General features: G+C 65.7%; 13 protein-coding genes and 1 pseudogene. 3 read left to right on the forward strand and 11 right to left on the reverse strand.

Annotated elements, in window-relative coordinates:
- Positions 1-54: 54 nt before the first annotated feature.
- A complete protein-coding gene (locus AC3FJ6_RS17945) occupies positions 55-489 on the reverse strand; it encodes a PaaI family thioesterase (protein ID WP_228770891.1) in 435 nt (144 codons plus the stop codon).
- Positions 490-662: 173 nt separating this feature from the next.
- Between AC3FJ6_RS17945 and AC3FJ6_RS17950 the strand changes: the two genes are divergently transcribed.
- Positions 663-917, forward strand: a complete 255-nt coding sequence (locus tag AC3FJ6_RS17950; protein ID WP_487523741.1) for a DUF1289 domain-containing protein — start codon at positions 663-665, stop codon at positions 915-917.
- Positions 918-1,054: 137 nt separating this feature from the next.
- Positions 1,055-3,439 (forward strand): hypothetical protein, encoded by a 2,385-nt coding sequence (locus tag AC3FJ6_RS17955; protein WP_488773089.1) that lies wholly within the window; start codon positions 1,055-1,057, stop codon positions 3,437-3,439.
- Between the two features lie 49 nt (positions 3,440-3,488).
- Here the strand turns inward: AC3FJ6_RS17955 and AC3FJ6_RS17960 are convergent, their stop codons facing one another.
- The 4 genes from AC3FJ6_RS17960 to AC3FJ6_RS17975 form a co-directional block, all read right to left on the reverse strand.
- Positions 3,489-4,220: an MOSC domain-containing protein gene (locus AC3FJ6_RS17960; protein ID WP_488773090.1), complete on the reverse strand. Its 732-nt coding sequence runs from the start codon at positions 4,218-4,220 to the stop codon at positions 3,489-3,491.
- Positions 4,217-4,936 carry a glutamine amidotransferase gene (locus tag AC3FJ6_RS17965; protein WP_488773091.1) on the reverse strand — a complete coding sequence of 240 codons (720 nt, stop codon included), beginning with the start codon at positions 4,934-4,936 and terminating at the stop codon, positions 4,217-4,219. The genes AC3FJ6_RS17960 and AC3FJ6_RS17965 overlap by 4 nt, the downstream gene beginning before the upstream one ends.
- A 65-nt stretch (positions 4,937-5,001) precedes the next feature.
- Positions 5,002-7,467, reverse strand: a complete 2,466-nt coding sequence (locus AC3FJ6_RS17970) for a penicillin acylase family protein (protein WP_488773092.1) — start codon at positions 7,465-7,467, stop codon at positions 5,002-5,004.
- Positions 7,468-7,570: 103 nt separating this feature from the next.
- On the reverse strand, positions 7,571-9,001 hold the full coding sequence (locus tag AC3FJ6_RS17975) for an aldehyde dehydrogenase family protein (protein WP_488773093.1): 1,431 nt from the start codon (positions 8,999-9,001) through the stop codon (positions 7,571-7,573).
- A 203-nt stretch (positions 9,002-9,204) separates the two neighbouring features.
- Here AC3FJ6_RS17975 and AC3FJ6_RS17980 point away from each other — a divergent pair, with 203 nt between their 5' ends.
- A complete protein-coding gene (locus AC3FJ6_RS17980; protein WP_488773094.1) occupies positions 9,205-9,912 on the forward strand; it encodes a hypothetical protein in 708 nt (235 codons plus the stop codon).
- 72 nt (positions 9,913-9,984) lie between these two features.
- Here AC3FJ6_RS17980 and creD read toward each other — a convergent pair whose 3' ends face one another.
- From creD to ldcA, 6 genes and pseudogenes are all read right to left on the reverse strand, one after another.
- On the reverse strand, positions 9,985-11,355 hold the full coding sequence (gene creD, locus AC3FJ6_RS17985; protein WP_488773095.1) for a cell envelope integrity protein CreD: 1,371 nt from the start codon (positions 11,353-11,355) through the stop codon (positions 9,985-9,987).
- 163 nt (positions 11,356-11,518) lie between these two features.
- Positions 11,519-12,962 (reverse strand): annotated as a pseudogene (creC, locus tag AC3FJ6_RS17990) (two-component system sensor histidine kinase CreC).
- Between the two features lie 16 nt (positions 12,963-12,978).
- The gene (gene creB / locus AC3FJ6_RS17995; protein ID WP_488773096.1) at positions 12,979-13,728 is read right to left on the reverse strand and encodes a two-component system response regulator CreB; all 750 of its coding nucleotides are present in this window, start codon (positions 13,726-13,728) and stop codon (positions 12,979-12,981) included.
- A 297-nt stretch (positions 13,729-14,025) separates the two neighbouring features.
- Positions 14,026-14,454, reverse strand: coding sequence for a hypothetical protein (locus AC3FJ6_RS18000; protein WP_488773097.1), 429 nt, complete (start codon positions 14,452-14,454; stop codon positions 14,026-14,028).
- A gap of 206 nt (positions 14,455-14,660) precedes the next feature.
- A complete protein-coding gene (locus AC3FJ6_RS18005) occupies positions 14,661-16,283 on the reverse strand; it encodes an ABC-F family ATPase (RefSeq protein ID WP_249641082.1) in 1,623 nt (540 codons plus the stop codon).
- 199 nt (positions 16,284-16,482) lie between these two features.
- The gene (gene ldcA / locus AC3FJ6_RS18010) at positions 16,483-17,403 is read right to left on the reverse strand and encodes a muramoyltetrapeptide carboxypeptidase (RefSeq protein ID WP_488773098.1); all 921 of its coding nucleotides are present in this window, start codon (positions 17,401-17,403) and stop codon (positions 16,483-16,485) included.
- Positions 17,404-17,423 lie beyond the last annotated feature (20 nt).

Genomic DNA, 17,423 nt, shown 5'->3' on the forward strand with positions numbered 1-17,423 from the left:
TCGCCGGCTCGGTTGACGAGCAAGGCCCCGGCCCCGCCGGGGCCGCCTGACTGCCTACAGCAGTGCCGTGCTCATCAGCGCCTTGGCGGCGAGCACGGCTTCTGCCTCGCTCTCGGCAAACACCGACACCTCGGTCACCACCTGGCGCTTGCCCCGGCGTACCACGTCCGCCACGGCACGCAGCGTCGCGGATTTTGCCGGTGCCAGATACTGGATCGACAGCGATCCGGTCGCCCCGCCCTTCACGACCTCCAGATCCACGGCAGTAAACGCCGCCGCCGCGCCGGCCACATCGATCAGCGTGGCGATGACGCCGCCGTGGACCATGTCGCCCACGGTGATGTTTTGCATGCTGAATGGCAGCAGCAGCTCCACATGATCTGGCGCTACTACATCGAAGCGAATCCCGAGCGCGCGCGCCACGGGCGATCCGCCCAGCACCGATTCGAGCATGGCGGCATTGCGGGGTTCGACTGACTTTGCGGACATGGACGGCCTCCCTGGCATCAACTGGACTGGAATCATGACCCGTCAAGGGTAGATGGCCGTCAAGCGGTCCACAATGACCTCAGGGGTAATTCCCAAGTGCCGAAGGCGCCGGGGCCGGGCGTTTATAATGTGCGGCCAGCCGCCATACGGCCTTTTCCGCAGCGCCCCGCTTCATGTCCGCCAATACCCCCGATCCGCTCCATTCGCCCGCCACTTCCGACCAGGACGAGGCCCAGACGCGCCTGAGCGACCGCCCGGACAGCCCCTGCATCGGCATCTGCTCGACATTGTTCGACGAGGTATGCCAGGGCTGCGGCCGCACCGCAGCCGAAGTCAGCAACTGGGTGTTCTATAGCGAAGAGGAAAAACAGGGGATCTGGGAGCGGATCACGCGCGAAGCCACGGCATGGCGATTCCGCCAGGAATAGGCCGGAAGAACGCGATTTGTACGTTTCCTGTCGCACTTTCACGATAGTGTTGATGGATTGATACGAGCCAAGGTCGGCCATTTTTGATCTCCCCAGAATGCGCGGGCGGAAAGTTCCGCGGCATCGGGAGATTGAGCATGGCAACACGTGCATTGCAGCGCCGACCATGGCGCACAGGATGGTCGCGCCACGTCGGATCGTTACTGCTCTGGCTATCTGTGGCTGCCAGCGGGCAAGCCCTGGCCGGCCAGGCGTGCGTCTATACAGAGGCGGATTACCAGGGCGACAAACGCTGCTTCAACATCGACACGCAGGTCGATGTGCCAGATGGCCTGGCCTTCAAGTCGGTCAAGCTCGATTGGGATACCGAGCTCGTCGTCTCATCCGGTCCGAAGTTCAGAGGTCAGCTTCGGCGCTTCACCGGGGACTATGCCCGGACGGTGGACGCTTCCGCCATGACCTTCAGCAGCTTCCTTGCGGTGCCCCGGGCGTGCGTCTACAAGCACGCCCGGTTCCAGGGTCGGGAGAATTGCTTTGCCCCGGGGGCGCTGGAGTGGACACTATCCGACAGTGTCGACAGTAATGCGTCGTCGTTGCTGATGGCGAAGGACCTCGCCTTCTACGCGTTCTCTGAACAATTAGGAAAAGGCGAGTCTTACGTCCGGTATTACGGCGCCAACTTCTTCAACGCGTTCAACGACAAGACGCGGTCGCTCCAGGTCGTCAGAACGCGGCTGAATTGCAGCATTGACTGTCCCGTTGGATTTTCGGAGGGATACAACCTTGCCGATATCGTCGGCAACACCCCGGACGGCAAGCATTACCCGTTGAGTCAGGTGGTAATGACCGTCGAGACCAGCTCGCGGCAGTACTTTCACGTCTACGTTGGCAACGCCCTGCGCATCAAGTTCAGCGGGCATACTGCCGACATCGAGGATGCGTATACGTTTCGCAACGTCGCCAAGTTCGACCTCGATGCCGAGGCGGCATTCGTTTCCATCGCCCTGGCCTACGAAGACCCAACGCACATCGATGTCCAGCTCGTGTCGTCCGACCGGATGCGAAAAGTGCTGCGGACATCGCCAATTGCTACCGTGCAGCGCCCGGCCGCCCCGCTCGGCACGACACTCGCGATCGAGAACGAAACCGGCGAGGCAGTGCGAATTGCCGCACTGTCATTCGCACAGGTCAAGCCGGAAGCGCGGCTGCAGCCGCCGACCGCGTGCTGGCGCAACGAGATGCTCGCCGTCGCCACGTTCTTCCTCGGTCAGTGCAGCGCCCCGTCCCCGGGCAAGGCCACGCAGGACCCGAATGCGGTCCGTTACTCGGCAGGGGCTCCGGCCCACACGGGTTTCAACGCAGTGACACCTGCGAGGCCCAGAACCGCAGTGCCCGAAACCAGGCTGGTGTCCTATACGGCCATGGGGCGCAATCCCATGGCAGTCTATGCAGCCTCGCGCGTCTGCCGCACGGAGGTCGAGCATATCGTGACACCCCGCATGCGACGCGGCGTGGACGATCCAGCCGATTGCGTCAGCCGGACGATGACGATCATCGCGCTGTTCCAGGCGCTGTTCGGGCCCCAGTGGGATTCGGAAAGATTCGAACAGGTCGTCTCCAGCATTCTGGCCCACGGCACCACCGGCTATGCATCCTCGAACCCAGAGCTTGAGAATGAACTGATCGCGGCGGTACGGGAGCGGGACGGCTCGACAACGCGCGACAATCGCCGCGAGACCGCGATGGCTGCGTATCGCGCTGCCGACCAGGTCTTCCAGGTGTCGCGCAATGGCACCATGGACATGGAGGTGGCGGCAGCCCGCATGCACGCAGCGGGCAACGGCCAACTCGTGCAGTCCAATACGGCGCCGGCTACGCTGGCCGAGGCGCAGACCGCGCCGCTGGGTCGGTATCAGATCGATTTGCGAAACTTCCAGCCGCAGACCGTCTTGCCAAGAGTCCTCAGGAACGGGCGCTGGGAACAGGACGCGCGGAACCCGTTCACCTTCGAGATTCACAACTGGGACAACATTCCGGTCATGCTGCGCCTGTCGAGCGTGCTGCAACGCTGGCGCGATGACTACCGCCGTTTCGCCAGCGACAACGCCATGTCCCCCGGCCAGGCTTCCCTTGCGCATACCGGGCGCAGGATGGCGGACAGCATGGTCACCTCCATCGCGGAAGGCGAACCTGCCATCTATGTACTGGTGCTATATCAGGGCTTCCCCGTCTCGGTCCTGCTAGGCAGCATCGACGAGGACGATCCCACCCAGGCGGATGTCGGCACCGTGGTCAGCGTGCCGCAGAATGTTCTCTATCGCCAGAACGGCGTACGCGGCGCGGCAAGCTTTGGATTGCAGGTGTACCTGAACTATTTGAGCGGCCGGGGGGTGACCGATGTATTCACGTCGGCCATCACGACACCGTCGGCGCTGGTCAAGCAACGCGCGGGGTTCAGGCTGATCGAGCCCATGGACGACGAAAGCGCCGGCTCGGACGATGACAGAAGGCGCCGCCGCTAGGCCGCGGCCCTGACACAGGAAGGCTGGCGGCAGGCAATGCCAGCCGGCCTTACCCACCCGCCAGCCGTTTCTCCATATCCTCGACTGCGTGGTTCGCCACGCGCTGGCGGGCCAGCTTGCGCCAGCTTTCTGCCAGGACCGGCAGCTCCGCCATCTCGGCCAGCGCGGCGATATTGAGCCGGTCGACGTAGAGCACGTGCAGCAGCCGTTGCAGGCTCCAGTCCGGACAGGGCCGCGCCACCAGCACCAGGCGATCGCCGGCGGCCAGATCGCCCTCCTCGATCACACGGTAGTACCAGCCCGTACGGCCGCTACCCTGCACGGCGCGCGACATGCCTGCAAACCCGAAGCGATGATTGAGCTTCCAGCATGGCTGGCGGGCCTGCGAGACCTCCACCAGTGCCGTGCCCAGCCGGAAGCGGTCGCCGATGCAGACATCGGCCTCCGTCAAACCCGTTGTACTCAGATTTTCGCCAAATGCGCCGGCGCGTTCGAGTACGTCGATGTTGCTACCGTGCCCGGCCAGTTCGCCGCGCCAGCCAGCATAGTGGTCGTGCGGATAGTGGTGGATCGCCTTTTCGGGCCCGCCATGGTGTTTCGGATCGCCCTGTTCGTCGATGTCCAGCCCGATGGTGGTCACACGTACCGGCCCGTCGATTGCCGTCTTGTCGATGCCGCTGGGCACGCCCTTGGGCCCGAACGGCCGGACGCGGCCTGCCAGCAGCGCATCGATGCGGACATCGATCCGCTCGTCGATATCGTGGGGACGCCCTCTGCTCACAGCCCCGCTTCCTCCATCCACCGCGCAAACATCAGTTCGCCGGCACTGGCCACCGTGGCACCAATCTCGGCCGTACGGCGGCGGATCGTGCGCGGATCGATGCCGGCCCTGGCCAGTTCAACGGTATGGCCGATCAGCCACGTCTCGATATCGCCGGGCTTCACCTCGGGGTGGAACTGCAGCGCCAGCACATGCTTGCCGATGGCGTAGGCCTGGTTCGGCGTGGCCGCCGTCGATGCCAGCAGTTCGGCGCCTTCCGGCAGGTCGAAGGTGTCGCCGTGCCAGTGCAGGACTTCCCAGTCGGCGTTGGCCAGCACCGCCAGCGGCGAACGGCGCCCGGCGTCGGTCGGCTGGATCTGGCCCCAGCCGATTTCGCGCGTACCCGGATAGACGCGCGCGCCCGATGCGGCGGCAATCAGCTGCGCGCCCAGGCAGGCGCCGATGATCGGCAGTTCGTCTGCCAGGCGCTGGCGGATCACGCCGATCTCGGCCTCCAGCCACGGGTAGGCTTCGGTCTCGTAAACGCCGATGGGGCCCCCAAGCACAACCAGCAGATCGGCCGGGTCGGTCTGCACCAGCGTCAGGTCGTCCACGCCCGCCTGGTAGATACGGATGTCATGGCCGCGGTCGCGCGCCACCTCGGCAATCACGCCCGCATGCTCGAAGGCAACATGCTGGATGACATCGGTACGCAACTGGCGCCTGGATTCGCTCATCGACTGACACTCCTGCTGGAAAATGGCTTGGATTTCAATGCGGCCCCATACGATACCGCACCGCATCATCGCTTGTCTTTCACAGGTTGCAACACGAGTGTGTCGAAGCTGTCACCACCCGGGTTGCGCCGGTGCCCGCCAATCGTGATGAACTGCACCGCCGCCCATTTATCGGTCCAGTCGCGATAGTGCGGCGACAGCGCATTGCCCGATTGCCCGGTCGATGACATGAACCGGGAGTCGGACAGGTCGGCAAGGTCGTAGATCGCGCGCAGGCTGGCCGCATGGGTATTCTCGAACGGCGCCGCTTCATCGCGCAGGTTGTGCCGGCCCACGTCCACCGTATAGGTGTCGCCGCCGGTGCGGACGCGGATATTGAACAGGTTGGCCAGGTACGGCACCTTGCCGAACGGCTTGTGCTCCGAACGCGCCGCATGGGCCTTGCCCCAGCGCCATTTGGCCGGGTCGTCGCCATAACGCTGATCCAGGTCGGCAATGGCGCGTTGCCAGGCCAGGCCAATGGTGACCGCGCACGTCTCGCGCGCCGTGGTGCGCGAGTTGTCGCACCAGAATGCGCCGAGACCCTTGGGATCGCGCATGGCATTGAGCATCGGCAACTGTACGTTGCGCTGGTCCCAGAGGCTGTTGAACATCGGATCGCCGACCTTGTCCTCGAACAGCAGCCGCGACAGTTCACGCAGCCAGGCCGTCACCACCAGCGGCTCCGCGCGATCGGCGGCCATCGTGCCATCCCACTTGCGCAACGCATCGAACAGCCGGCGCTCGCGTTCCGGACGGGCGGCATCGCTGGCCACGGGTGCGGCCAGCAGCAGCGGCAAGGCGTCGCGCACGGCCAGCGACACCACGTCCTTCTGGATCGTGCCGAAGGTCTCCGGCGTATGGTGCGGCTCGGCGTCCAGCAGCGTCTGGATGCGCTGGGCGCGGTACGGCACGCTCCATTCGCTGGTGATGTAGAACGGGTAGTCGTTGTCGACGATCTTCTGGTTGGCCGTCACGATCGTCCCCGACGGCGGATTGAAGCGCCGTGGCAGCTGGTCGAACGGAATGAAGCCCTGCCAGTCGTAGCGCGCGTCCCAGCCCGGCGCGGGCGCCAGCCCCATCAGGTCGTTGTCGGGCCGGCGGATCGGCACCAGTCCCGGCGCGATATAGCCGATATTGCCGTCCACATCGGCGTACACGATGTTCTGCTGCGGCGAATGGAACTCACGCAGCGCGCCGACAAAGCTCTTCCAGTCGGTGGCCATGCCCATCTTCAGGCTGGCCTGGAAGGTCCGGTCGTCCGGCCGCAGCGCCGTCCACTGGAACGACACCACATACTGCGCGCCCAGCGGCCTGGCCGCCGCGCTGATCGGCTCGGCCACGTCCGACATCACCGGGCCATGTCGCGTTGTCCGGACATTGAGCGTCAGGTCGGGCTGCCCCTTGATGCGGATGACCTCCTGGCGCGTCTCGAACTCGGCCCAGCCATCGGGCGTCTGGTAGCGATTCGGGTTCGCCGGGTCGATCCGCTCGATATACAGGTCCTGCACATCGGGCGCGGTATTGGTGAATCCCCAGGCGATGCGTCGGTTATGGCCCAGCACCACAAGCGGCGCGCCAGGCAGCGTGGCGCCGGTAAGATCCATCCCCGGGGCCTGCAGGTGCGCGAAGTACCAGAGCCCGGGCGCCTGCAGCCCCAGGTGCGGATCGTTCGCCAGCAACGGCTTGCCGCTGCGGGTGTGCGCACCGGACACCACCCAGTTGTTCGATCCCATGCCATCGACATAGCCGGCCGGCGCGCGCTCGGACAGTTGCGCCATGGCCGTGGCCACGGGCGCCAGCTTGCGATAGAAGCTGGCGTAGTCCATCGTCCGCAGCGGCTTGTCACCGGGGTACGGCGCCAGGATCTCGGCAATACGCGACGTGGGCAGTTGCTGGGCCAGGCCCATGCGCAGCACCTCCTGCCGCCAGTTGCCGCCCAGGTCCCAGGCCATCATGGTCTGCCAGCCCAGCGTGTCGGCCGGCTCCCAGTGCTCAGGCTTCGTGCCCAAAATCAGGAACTCGGGTGGCAGCGCCGCCTTGCGGGTATCGATATAGGCATTGACGCCATCGGCATAGGCCTGCAGCACCGCGCGTGTCTCCGGCGGGGTCTGGGCCAGCACGGCTTCGGCGTTGCGGCGCACGCCCATGGTGCGCAGGAAGCGGTCGGTATCGAGCGCGCTCGGGCCCAGGATCTCGGCCAGCCGGCCGGCCACGATGCGCTTGTTCATCTGCATCTGCCAGAGCCGGTCCTGCGCATGGACATAGCCCAGCGCGTAGTAGGCGTCCAGCGCGTTGGCGGCCTGGATATGGGGCACGGCGTTGCGGTCGCGCACCACCACCACGCGGTCGCGCAGTGCGGGCAGGTGCATCGTCCCGGCGGTATCGGGCTGCGAGGCCTGGCGATACCAGATATAGCCGCCGATGGCGCCCGTCAGCCCGATCAGCAGCACGCCCGCCAGTATCCAGCCCACCCGTTTGAACCAGCGCATTCGACGTATCTCCCCGTGGAAAGACGCAAGCATCGCAGATTTCCGCGCAGACAAGAATGCCCGGACTGGCCGGGCATTGCAGTGGCGTCGCTGGAAGGCCCCGTCAGGCGGGCTTCTTCAGTTGCAGCGATTTGTATTCGAGGAATTCCTCCAGCCCGAACTTGCCGCCTTCGCGGCCATTGCCCGACTGCTTGAAGCCCCCGAACGGCGCGTTCATATTGAACGGGCCGCCGTTGATATCCACCTGGCCGGTACGGATGCGGCGTGCCACCTTGATCGCCCGCGCCTCGTCGCCGGACCAGACACCGCCGCCCAGCCCATAGACGCTGTCGTTGGCGATGCGGATCGCATCTTCCTCGGTGTCATAGCAGATCACCGACAGCACCGGCCCGAAAATCTCTTCCTGGGCGACGGTCGCCTTCGGATCGACATTGCCCAGCACGGTGGGCTTGACGAAAAAGCCGCGCTCGAAGCCGGCCGGGGCTTCGGGGCCGCCCGCCACCAGTTCGGCGCCCTCTTCCAGCCCGCGACGGATATAGCCGGTCACGCGTTCCTTCTGCACCGCGGAAATCAGCGGTCCCAGCCGCGTGGTATCGGCCAGCGGGTCGCCCACGGTAAAGCCTTCCACCACCTTGGCGGCGATGGCCTTGACCTCGTCATAGCGGCTGCGCGGCACCAGCATGCGCGTATGCGCCGAGCAGGTCTGGCCCGAATTCAGGAAGCACGCGCTGATGGTGCCCTTGACGGCCGCCGGCAGGTCCGCGTCGTCCAGGATCACCGATGCCGACTTGCCGCCCAGTTCCAGTGCCACGCGCTTGACCGTGTGCGCAGCCAGTTCGGACACCCGCTTGCCGGCCCGGGTGGAGCCGGTAAACGACACCATGTCCACCTCCGGATGGCTGGCCAGCACCTCGCCCACCACCGGCCCGTAGCCGGTCACCAGGTTGAACACGCCCGGCGGCAGCCCGGCCGCCTCGATCACCTCGGCCAGCACGAAGGCATTGAGCGGTGCCACTTCCGACGGCTTGAGCACCACGGTACAGCCCGCCGCCAGCGCCGGCGCCACCTTCAGGGTGATCTGGTTCAATGGGTAGTTCCACGGGGTAATGGCCGCGACCACGCCCACGGGCTCGCGCACCACCAGCGAATTGCCTACCTGCTCCTCGAAGGTAAAGCCTTCCAGCAGCGTGGCGGCCTGGCCCCAGTTGTAGACCGGGCCGCCCACCTGGATGGCGCGCGCCAGCTTGATCGGCATGCCCACTTCGCCCGCGATCAGCTGCGCCAGTTCCTCGGTGCGGTCTTTCAGGCCTTCGGCAATCTTGCGGATATAGCGCGCACGCTCGGCCGGCGGCGTGGCGGCCCAGCCATCGAATGCGGCCCGGGCGGCCGCGATGGCGTCCTCGGCGTCACGCGCGTGTCCCTCGGGGATCTTGCCCATCACCGCCTCGGTGGCGGAATGGATCACTTCAATGCTGCCAGTGCCGTGGGGTGCCACCCACTTGCCGTTGATAAACAGTTTGTCTCGTTGTTGCATGGCCACAGCCCTCATCAGGTGGATCGGCAATTGCAAAATTTTTGTTACTTTTATGGAGCACCACATTGTAGGCCGGTTTGCGGATTCGGATTTTTATCGACGCGGGCTGGTCCGGACAACAAGATGGCGATAATCGGCCGTGCAGGCAATCGATCCGAGGGCTCTCGCCGCGGGCGGCCGATCCAGAACAAAAGGAGCGAGACATGGTCGACCCGATCTATCAGAAGACGGAGGCTGGTCAGGAGGAAATCCGCACCCGCGCCCGCAAGCTGGACCAGAAACTGCGGGCGCTGCTGCTGATCGTGAACGGAGAACGCAGCAAATCGACGCTGATGGCGCAAGTTGCCGGCATGGGGGTGGCCGAGGAGGCATTCGACACCCTGCTGGCGCTGGGGCTGATCGCGCCGATGTCCGACCCCGCCGGCCAGGCATCGGCTTCGTCCGGGGCGTCGGGGGCGTCGGGGACGTCTGCCTCGCGGTCCGGCAGGCAGGCCAGCGCCCGCAAACCCGCCGACACCAATCTGTTCGCCGCCTATTCTGGCTTTAATTCGGCGGCCGGCAAGGGGATCGACGACCGCGTGGATGAGCGCGACGTGCTGGCCGACACCACGATCGCGCCCGCGATGGCGCCCGTCGCCGCCGGCACCCCGGCCGGCGCCAGTGGCTACCAGCGCCTTTACCACTTCTATACCGACGTGATCGGCAACCACCTGGGACTGCGCGGCTACGTGCTGCAGGTGAAGGTGGAAAAGGCATCCACCGTGGTGGAACTGGCGGCGCTGCGCGACACGCTGGGCGCGGCGCTGCAAAAGTCCAAGGGCGAGATCACCGCGCACGCGATCATCGACCAGCTCGACGATCTGCTGGCGGAAATGGGCGTGGCACCGGCGGCGCCAAGGCGATCTCGCTGACCCGGCAATATCGCTGGACCGATCGATATGGCCCCGATCGATCCGGCCTCGCTCGGCGCGGCAGTGCCCCGGCTACGCGCCGCCCTCCTGGCTCGATGCCTGCGCCGGGCTGCCCACCGAGTACCAATCCACCTTGCGCGTGATCGCCATGATGCCGGCCAGTATCACGAACAGCAGCAGCGAGCCCAGTACCAGCGCGTTGTCCTCCGACACCAGCAGCCCATACAGCGCCCCGTACAGCGCGGTCAGCAGCCCCGCGAAGCCCGCGCCGCGTTGCCAGCTGCGCAGTACGAAGGTGAGATAAAAGCCCAGCAGGCCGATGCAGGCTGCGCTTGCCGCCAGATAGGCCATCAGGAACGGCGCGTGCTCCGACAGGCTGACCAGCAGCAGGAAGAACATCGCCAGGGCCAGCCCGGCCAGCAGGTACTGGATCGGGTGGATGCGGAGCGTCTTGACCAGTTCGAACAGATACAGGCCGGCAAAGGTCAGCAGCACGAACAGCAGCCCGTATTTCACGGCCCGCTCGGCCTTGACGTAGATGTTCACGGGCTCCATCAGCGTGACCGAGGCCGCCTCCAGCGACATCCGGCTGCCCGCCCCGGGATTGCCGGCCAGCTGGTCGCGCACATGGGTATTGAATGCCGTGACGGACCATTCGGCGGTGAAGCCGTCGTCTCTCACCGTACGCTGGCGTGGGAGGAAATCGCCGTCGAAGCTGGGATGCGGCCACGCGGAGCGCATCGTGAACTGGTTATGGTCGGCCACGGGCACCAGCGCCATCGACCGCGCGCCAAGCACGGCCAGCGTCAGGCTGAACGGCACGGTGCGGGCATCGAGCGGCTTACCCGCGGCGCCGTCCACGTCGATCCGCGCGTGCAGGCCCTGCGGCAGGCTTTCGAGCCGCGCGCCCTGCTGCAGCGGAACGGGCTTGCCGTCGAGTTGCAGGACAGGCTGCGACACCAGGCCGCGCATGTCGCCAACGCCAAGCACCACATAGGGCTGGCCCATCTCGAAGCGGACATGGCCGACGGATTTCGCCAGGTCTTCGTCCGACGTCAGGTCCGGCAACGCGATCGTGCCCTGCCATTGCGTGGCCGTCTCATGGACGATCGTCTTGTGAATGCCGCGATATCGCTCGCCCGGCGTCACGTCGGCACGCACCTGCAGCGTCTTGGGAAACACCAGCAGCCGCCGGCTTTCCTCACGATTCTGCTGCGGCGCGTTGCCGGCCACCGCCACGGCCACCACCTCCTTGTAGGGCACGACGATGATGGGGCCCGTCAGGGTCTGGGGGCCGGCATAGCTCTGCCAGATGCTTTGCTCGGCGGCGTCGCGGTACTGGCTGCGTTCGCGCACGATGCCAAGCACCATCTGCAGCGCGAACCACAACAGCAGGATGACGCCAGTAATGATCGCGATTCGGTAAAACAGGGCCTTGTTCATGGGAGCCTTGCGAGTGGAGATGCCGCAAGACTAGCCAGCGCATGTGGGCGCAAGATGGGGCCGGTGGGTAGCCGGCGTGAAGTGGGCCCCAAGCGTGTGAAGTCGCCCGGTATCGGGGGGATCTGGCGCGGCCGGCCGCGAGCACCGCGTGCCGGCCGGCAACTCAGACCGCCACCGGCAGCGCCAGTTCGGCGCGCGCCCCGCCGCCCTCGCGGTTGATCACGGCAACCGTTCCCCGGTGCAGCAGGGCCACCTCCCGCACCAGGCACAGGCCCAGACCGGTACCGCGCTCGCGGCCATCGGGACGCGGCAGAGAATAGAAGCGTTCGAACAGCCGTGGCATGGCATAGTCGGGAATGCCCGGCCCGCGATCGTCGATCCGGAGCACGACGATTTGCCCGGGCCCGGACCCGGGCGCCAGCGATATATCGATGGCGGAACCCGCAGGCGCGAAATCGAGCGCGTTTTCCAGCAGATTGACGATGGCCTGGCGCAGCAGGAACACATCGCCCGTGATCGCCGGCACGGCGTCGGGCGGCTGCCATCGCAACTGCACGGCCCGTTGCCGTGCCCTGGGCTCCAGCGACTGCACGATCTGCCCGATTTCCAGCCCCAGCATCACCGGCTCGGGCTTTTCCAGGTGCTGGCGCTGCTCCACTTCGGCCAGCGTCAGCAGCTTGCGGATCAACAGGTCCAGCCGCTGCGCCTGGCCTAGGATATTGCTGACTAAAACGCTGACGGTCGGCGGCCGGCATGTCCTCCTGCAACAGCTCGGCCGCGCCGCCGATGGCCGCCAGCGGGCTCTTCATTTCGTGGGTCAGCGTGTGGATGTAGTGCTCCACATACTGCTTGTCTTCCAGCCGCAGGCGCATGGTCTCCACGGCGCGGCCCAGTTCGGCAAGCTCACTGGCACCGCGCAGCGGCATCTCGGCACGCTCGCCGGCGGCCACCGCGCGGGCATAGCGCTGCAGCTTGCGCAGGCCGAACACCAGCCAGAGCGTACACAGCACGCCAATCGCGGCCGCGCCGCCAATCAGCAGCAGGCCATAGGTCAGGATCACACCCTGGCTGCGCGCGATAAACGGCGCCACGGCCTGGTTTGGCTTGGCCACGGTCAGCACGCCGATAATGCGCGTGCCATCGCGGATGGGCGCCGCCACATACATCACCGAACTGCTTTCATCGGCAGGGTCCGAGCGGGTACTGCGCGCGCCGTACTTGCCCTGCAGGGTCAGGTAGACGTCGTTCCAGCGCGAATAGTCGGCGCCCACCGCCTGGCCCGCCGTATCGAAGCGCACGATGCCGAGGTCGTCGGTGATGTAGATGCGGTAGCCCACCGCGTCCTTGTGCATGCCCCAGACGCTGGCATCCACCGGCTGCTGGCGCAGTTGCGCCAGACGTTGGGCGAACGCCCCATCGGCCATCTGGCCGGCTTTCAGGTCGTCGGCCGCCAGCACGGCCAGCACATGGGCGGTATCGACCAGCGTGTCCTCCATCGCCTGGCGCACCCCGGGCTTGACCTCCTGGACGAACACCCGCAGCGTCAGGAACGTCGCCAGGCCGACCACCAGGAAAAAGCCGAAGAATATCCGCAGACCGATGTGCATGGACGGGGAGCGGGATCTAGACGCCGGGCGCCTGGCGCACGTCCGGCGCTTCGAGCGAATAGCCCATGCCGCGATGGGTGCGGATCGGGTCGCCTGCCGGGTCCACGTCGCGCAATTTGGCGCGCAGCGTCTTGATATGGGTATCGACGGTGCGATCGACCGTGTCGAGCGCGTCGTGCCAGACCAGGTCCATCAACTGGGAACGCGCATAGATGCGCCCAGGATGCTGCACCAGCAGCGCAAGCAGCCGGTATTCGTATCGCGTGAGATCGAGCCACTGGCCTTGGTAGGCCACCCGCGCGCCTTCCGCGTCGTGCCGGAAGCCGCTGGACCGCCCGGCTCTGTCGGGCACCGGGATGGTCACCATCGGGGCTGCCGAGGCTGCCGGTTCGGCCTGAGGCCGGGCGCGACGTAGAATCACGCGCACCCTCGCCGCCAGCTCGCGGGGCGAGAACGGCTTGACCACATAGTCATCCGCGCCAATCTCCAGCCCCACGATGCGGTCGATTTCCTCATGGCGCGCGGTCAGGAAGATCACCGGCACATCGGAAAACGTACGCAGCGTGCGGCAGACCTCGAAGCCGTTGATGTCCGGCAGGCCGATGTCGAGCACGACCAGATCGGGCCGATCCGCGCGCAACCGGGCCAGCGCGTCGCCGCCCAGCGTGCAATGCTCCGCCAGCATGCCTTCCGTCCGCAGCGCGTACAGGATGGTATCGGCAATGGCGGATTCGTCTTCCACCACCAGGATTGACGGTTGTTTCATGGGTGGGCGCGGCAGGATGGACGGTGTGTATTATCCGCCATCGCGCTGCGCGGTGGTCGATTGCTCCGGCACGCCCAGCAACTGGCGGAGTCGGCCGAGAAAAGCGGGAATGTCGATCGGGCGGCGGCGATGCATGGCTGGCTCCGGAAAAGATGGAGCAGCCAGTGTCGTGGCGAACGGTGAAGGGACGGTGAGGCCGAAGTGAAGCGGTCGCCCGACGTGCTTCACCGACGTGCTTCACCACCACACTCGCGCCGCCGCCAAGCTCGACGCGTGCCTTCGGCGTGTGCCTGTTCGTCAGGCCATTTCACACGCCGCTTCGCCGGCCAGTGCGACTGCCGGCGCTTCGGCCACGGGGCTTTTCGCCATCGCGCTGTCGGCTTCGGAAGCGATGTCGCCCAGACCGATGGCGACCGTGATATTCGGTGTCCAGTTCTGGCGGTCGGTGCTGACCTCGGCAAACGTGGTCACGGTCGCGGTGTAGCCCTGCGCCCTGAGGTCGTCGGCCAGCCGCTGCGCGCGCGGTTCCAGCGCCGCCTGCGGATTCTCTTCATTGATGTCGAGCACCAGTGTGGTCTCGAATTCTTCCTTGCCCTTCTGGATCGCCGTGTGCATGGCCTTGAGCTGCTTGTTCGCGAGCGCGACGAGCTTGCTGTACCGGGATTCTTCCTGACTGGCGCGCAGTGCCTTGGCGGCGTTGATGATTTCGGTGCGATCCACGAACATGATTGCCTTTCGAGGTGGAGGGATGGAAAACGCGGGCGCCGCACCGGCCTGACTGCGGGACGCAGCGTCTCCGGAAGGCGGCGACAACTGTATAAATATACAGTGTCTGTCAGCGAGCCGGCAAGACGTCGCGATGAAAAAAGCCGGCGCGCCTGATGGCGGGCCGGCTTTTCTGGCGAAATGACGATGCGGCGATGCCGCCGGAATTACGCCTCGATGCCTTGCGACTGCAGGTACTCGTCGTACGTACCCAGGTAGTCGGTGATCGTGCCGTCGGGGCGCACCTCGATCACGCGCGTGGCCAGGCCATTGATCAGTTCGCGGTCGTGCGACACGAAGATCAGCGTGCCCGCGAACTTGTCCAGTGCGATCTGCAGCGATTCGATCGACTCCATGTCCATGTGGTTGGTCGGCTCGTCCATGGCCAGCACGTTGTGGCGGCCCAGCATCAGCTTGCCCCAGATCATGCGGCCCTTTTCGCCACCAGACAGCACCTTGACGTTCTTCTTGATGTCGTCGGCCGAAAACAGCAGGCGGCCCAGCGTGCCGCGCAGCGACTGGTCGTCGTCGCCTGCCTGCGTCCACTGGCTCATCCAGTCCATCACGGTCACGTCGTTCGGGAATTCCTCGTACGTGTCCTGCGGCATGTAGCCCACGTTGGCGTTCTCGGCCCACTTGACCGTGCCACGATCCACTTCCACGCCGCGCTGCACGCCGGTTTGCACGACGTTGTTCAGCAGGCTGCGCAGCAGCGTGGTCTTGCCCGCGCCGTTTTCGCCGATGATGGCCACGCGCTCGCCGGCCTGGACGGCCATCGACAGGTTGTTGATGATCTTGCGGTCGTACGTCTTGGTGATGTCCTCGACTTCCACGGCCAGGTTGTGCAGCTTCTTCTCGAACTCGAAGCGCACGAACGGATTCTGGCGCGACGACGGCTTGATGTCCTCGACCTTGATCTTCTCGATCTGCTTCGCGCGCGACGTGGCCTGGCGGGCCTTCGACTTGTTGGCCGAGAAGCGGCGCACGAAATCCTGCAGTTCGGTGATGCGTTCCTTGGCGCGCGCATTGGCGGCCACCTGGCGCTCGCGCGCCTGCATCGACGCCTGCATGTAGTCGTCGTAGTTGCCCGGGTAGACCTTCAGCGTGCCGTAGTCCATGTCGGCCATGTGCGTGCACACCGAGTTCAGGAAGTGGCGATCGTGCGAAATGATGATCATGGTGGAGTTGCGCTCGTTGAGCACGTCTTCCAGCCAGCGGATCGTGTTGATGTCTAGGTTGTTGGTCGGTTCGTCCAGCAGCAGGACATCGGGGTTCGAGAACAGCGCCTGGGCCAGCAGCACGCGCAGCTTCCAGCCCGGGGCGATGTCGCTCATCGGGCCCTGGTGCTGGTCGGTCGGGATGCCCACGCCCAGCAGCAGTTCGCCGGCGCGCGCCTCGGCCGTATAGCCGTCGTACTCGGCGTACTTGGCTTCCAGTTCGGCGGCGCGCATGTAGTCTTCGTCGGTAGCCTCGGGGTTGGCGTAGATGGCGTCGCGCTCGCTGGCGGCGGCCCACATTTCCACGTGGCCCATCATCACCACGTCGAGCACGCGGTTGTCTTCATACGCGAACTGGTCCTGGCGCAGCTTGCCCAGGCGGATGCCCGGTTCCAGCATGACGGTGCCCGCCGACGGCTCAAGGTCGCCGCCGAGGATCTTCATGAAGGTGGACTTGCCGCAACCGTTCGCGCCAATCAGGCCGTAGCGGTTGCCCTCGCCGAACTTGACCGAGATGTTCTCGAACAACGGCTTGGGGCCGAACTGCATGGTGATGTTTGCGGTAGAAAGCACGTCTGAACCTTGTCTGGAATATGGGTGTGCCCTGTGGGCACCACCTGCTGGCAGCCGGATTGTGGCGGCACGCACCCGATTGGCGTGCCCGGCGCAGCGAAAATGAGGAAATAACCCGTGATTTTACCACTTGCGGGGGGCATTCGTCAGCCATGGCCACGGCTCCGGCATCGACCTGCCGTGGCCTGCCCGATGTTTGTTACAACGTCGGGTACCCGGCCAGGGCCAGGCTGAAGCCATCGCCACGGGCTTCCAGCCGCGCCTGGGCGCCCACCGGCAGCGTCAGCTTGCGCGGGCAGTGGCCGAACGGCAGGCCGGTCAGCACCGGGATATCGAGCTGTTCGCGCAGATAGTCGAATACGGCATCCATGTTGTAGCCGTTGTCGTAATCGGTGGTGCGGTAGTTCGAGAAATCCCCCAGCACGATGGCCTGCTGCCCCGCCAGTACGCCAGCCTGCAGCAGTTGCAGCAGCATGCGCTCCACCCGGTACGGCGGCTCGTTGATGTCCTCCAGGAACAGGATGCCGCCAGGCATCTTCGGCATGTAGGGCGTGCCCAGCAGGCTGCACAGCATCGCCAGGTTGCCGCCCCACAGCGTGCCCTCCGCCGTCGCTGCCGTCACCACCTGCGGCGCGGCCACCTCGATCTTGCAGGCCGGGTCGCGCAGGATGGCCTCGAAGTGCCGCCACATGAACGGATCGACGTGTTCCTCGCCAAAATCGGCCAGCAGCATCGGCCCGGCAAACGTGACGCCGCCGGTGGCAGCCAGGTAGGCCAGCTGGAAAGCCGTGAAATCGCTATGGCCGACGATCGGCGTGCCGCTGACGCGGGCCTGCTCGGCAATGCGCGCAAAATCGATCTTGTCCAGCAGCCGCGCCAGGCCGTAGCCGCCACGGACCGCCAGCGTCAGTTCACCGCGCCCGCCGGTGCCGATGGCGTGCAGGTCGGCAAGCCGTTCGGCGTCCGTGCCGCCAAAGCGCAGGTAGCGGCGCGCGAGGATATCGGGATTGTTGACGTGGTACCCGTGTTGCTTGAGCCAGGCGCAGCCGCGCGCGGCAATGGCCACGTCGTGCGGGTAGCCGGATGAGGCGATCAGTCGGACTTCGATGGGTTGGCGCATGCTTCGGATGTTGAGGGTAC

It is taken from the genome of Cupriavidus sp. 94F1 (assembly GCF_057798875.1).